3 protein-coding genes are annotated in these 2,832 nt (G+C 34.4%); all 3 read left to right on the top strand.

Annotation, left to right across the window (positions count from 1 at the left end; all coding sequences use genetic code 11):
* Positions 1-348: hypothetical protein (locus ACHZDT_RS20570; RefSeq protein ID WP_394776577.1), on the top strand; the 348-nt coding region annotated here is incomplete at its 5' end.
* Positions 349-415: 67 nt separating this feature from the next.
* A complete protein-coding gene (locus tag ACHZDT_RS20565; protein ID WP_394776576.1) occupies positions 416-1,180 on the top strand; it encodes a hypothetical protein in 765 nt (254 codons plus the stop codon).
* Between the two features lie 128 nt (positions 1,181-1,308).
* Complete coding sequence (locus ACHZDT_RS20560; RefSeq protein WP_394776575.1) at positions 1,309-1,989, top strand: DUF4386 domain-containing protein; 681 nt, start codon at positions 1,309-1,311, stop codon at positions 1,987-1,989.
* The last annotated feature ends 843 nt before the right edge of the window (positions 1,990-2,832 follow it).

The following is a 2,832-nucleotide window of genomic DNA, read 5'->3' as shown; positions in this document are numbered from 1 at the left end:
GGAAGTGACAATGCATATAAACGACTTTTTAAACAAGTAATGAAAAACTACAATTACGATTTTATAAAAACAGAGCATTTAGGAGTTGACTTAGGCAATTTAAAAGCAGACCCAATAAATAAAACAAGACCTGAAATTGTAAAATATTCAATTTTAAACAAACAGGAAAATCCCAATTACAAAATTACAATTGTTTATGGCGACCGAGACATTTACAAAACAAGCAAAGACTTTGTTATAAATCGTTATCCAACTGCGAAAGTATGGTCAATAAAAAATTGTGGTCATATTCCTTGGCTTCATAATCCGACAGAGTTTAAAACAATATTGGAAAAACATTACGAATAAAATGCCCGGCCACTAACATGTGGCGCAGGGTTGTTGCACAAGAAGTGAATTATAAAAATGATTTATTATGACAGATAGCTTAAAGAAAATTAACAAGCAAATACGCTTTTTATCAGTGTACGCAATGGTTTCATCGGTTTTATTATTAATTGCCTTATTCTTAATTTTAAAAAAGGATAGAATTACGGGGAACTTAACAGTAGAGGAACTAACCGCAAATCGGATAAATATTGTTGAACCAAATGGACTACCCAGATTAGTTCTTTCCAATGTGGAAAAATCACCCGCAAATTTGAATCACGGAAAACCTTTTGGAATTCCAGGAGGCAATCGTGGTGGTTTAATATTTTATGATGACGAGGCTACTGAATGCGGAGGGCTTGTATTTTCAGGAAGAAAGGACAGTAGTGGCAAATATTTTGCATCAGGGCATTTTTCGTTTGACCAATACAATCAAAATCAAGTTCTGTATTTACAATATCTAGATGATAACGGGGACAGGAAAACAGGATTATATGTCGATGATTGGCATAACAGTCCTCCGTATCCCGAGTTTCGTCGTACATACAAGGAAACAGAAAAATTACCAAATGGCCCCGAGAGAGATGCTAAACTTAAGCAACTGCTCGAGCCTGTTAATGGTGACCCTGCCTTTGCCCATCGGGTTTTTATTGGTAAAGACGCAAACAAAGCTTCATTAATAAACTTATCAGATAAAAAAGGGAAGCCAAGAATTCAGCTTATAGTTGATTCAACGGGAGAGGCAAAAATAAATTTCCTTGACTCGGCCGGCAAAGTTGTTTATAGTTTACCGAATAAAGCGAATCACTAAAAAACAGCAGAAAAGAAAATCTTTGTAAAAGCAAATTCTTTAGCGTTAGCGGTAAGCATAGCAAACTATATGTAGAGAAGTGAGCTGACAATGAGAGGTGAATAGATAATTTATAACGAGTAATAAAAATGAATAGACAAAGAACAATTGCGAAAATTACAGGGTACTCTCTTGTTTTGATGGCTTTGATAGCGGGGTTTTCACTTGGATTTGCGTATACAAAGTTTATTGACCCAAGCCAACTTGAATTTGCCCAAAAGAAGTTAACAGAAAATATGGAACTCTACAAATTTATGCTGGTGGGTATTTTATTAATAATTATTCTTGACATATTGATTTCTTGGACACTTTTTCAATATTTTAAAAATGACAACAAGAAACTTGCTATTCTTTCATTTATTTCCAGGATTTTTTATACATTGATATTTAGTATTGCAACATATTACTTGACAATAAATATTGAGCAAACCAACAACAAAATTGTTTTAGAAAATTACAAGACGTTTGAAAAAATTTGGTCATTTGGTTTAGTGGTTTTTGGTATTCATTTACTATTTATTGGACTGTTAATGAAGTTACATCAATCAGTGCCGAAGATTTTACGGTACATAACAATTCTTGCAGGGGTTTCTTATATTATCGTTCACATATTAAAAACCACTTGCCCTAACTTGACAGAGTTTACAAGAACTTTAAATAATATTTTAGCATTACCAATGGCATTGGGAGAGATTGGACTTGCAATTTGGCTGATAATAAAGGGTGGAAAAATAGAAAAAATGAAAACGCCTTCTGCTAATTTAGCTTAGTAAATATCTTCAACTTTTAAACCAGTAGTGGGCTTCAGTTGTGGGCAAGCGATTTTCAAATCACATCAGGCGCAGGAATGAAGCAAAGCCTTAGCATAGGTTTCCTGTGCGGGCATTATTACTCTGCTTTGTAAATCAATGCATGTAATTACGCCAATCAAAATATCAAATAAATCATAGTAAAGTCAATCGCTATAATGTTAGCATTCCCCGCCAAAATACAAGGGCGGGTCTGGCTATGCGTTATAATCTTTTGCCATCGCAAAAGGATTTTCACTCCTATCCCTAATGCAATGCGTTCTGCTTTCAAGCCAGCTTTCTTCATTTCGCTTCGTCCGTTCCGTAAACTACACTCACTTGCTCATTCAGTCGGTAGCCTTTCAGTAATGAACATTATCGTTCGATTGGCACAGAAACAGCATCCCTAAGCCACTCACAAGCCTTGTCCGGGAAGCTGCAAACCATCGCACCCAACATCATTAATAACAGATTTTAATTCAGCAACTGGCTATTAAAGAATGGTAGCGATTTTTAGAATCCTTTACAGTGGGCTTCGGGTGGAAATCAAAAACAAATATTACACAAAGTTACGGCCAGCCAAAAAAAATCAAATAAACCAAACTAAACAAGTCGGCTCAACAGTATCTCACCAGCTCTCTTTTTTTTATTTTTTTAACTACAATTTGGTAAAATAAAAATTCGTTCAAAAAAATAAAAATAAGGCTTCAGTAAATATTTTGAACTGTAGTACTATGGTTTTTATTTGGTTTTTGTTTGGACTTAGGCCGTGGTGATGCTACATATTTATTTTATCATTTTTAAAATTTTATGTTATGTACACTT

Source organism: Flavobacterium sp., assembly GCF_043722275.1.
In the GTDB taxonomy this organism is placed as follows: domain Bacteria; phylum Bacteroidota; class Bacteroidia; order Flavobacteriales; family Flavobacteriaceae; genus Flavobacterium.
Note: the sequence above shows the minus strand (reverse complement) of the source record. Positions and strands in the feature narration are given on the sequence as shown.

Bases quoted from the DNA above. Each gene is read 5' to 3' on its own strand.
- ACHZDT_RS20560 (WP_394776575.1), top strand. From the start codon at position 1,309: ATGAATAGACAAAGAACAATTGCGAAAATTACAGGGTACTCTCTTGTT.
- ACHZDT_RS20565 (WP_394776576.1), top strand. From the start codon at position 416: ATGACAGATAGCTTAAAGAAAATTAACAAGCAAATACGCTTTTTATCA.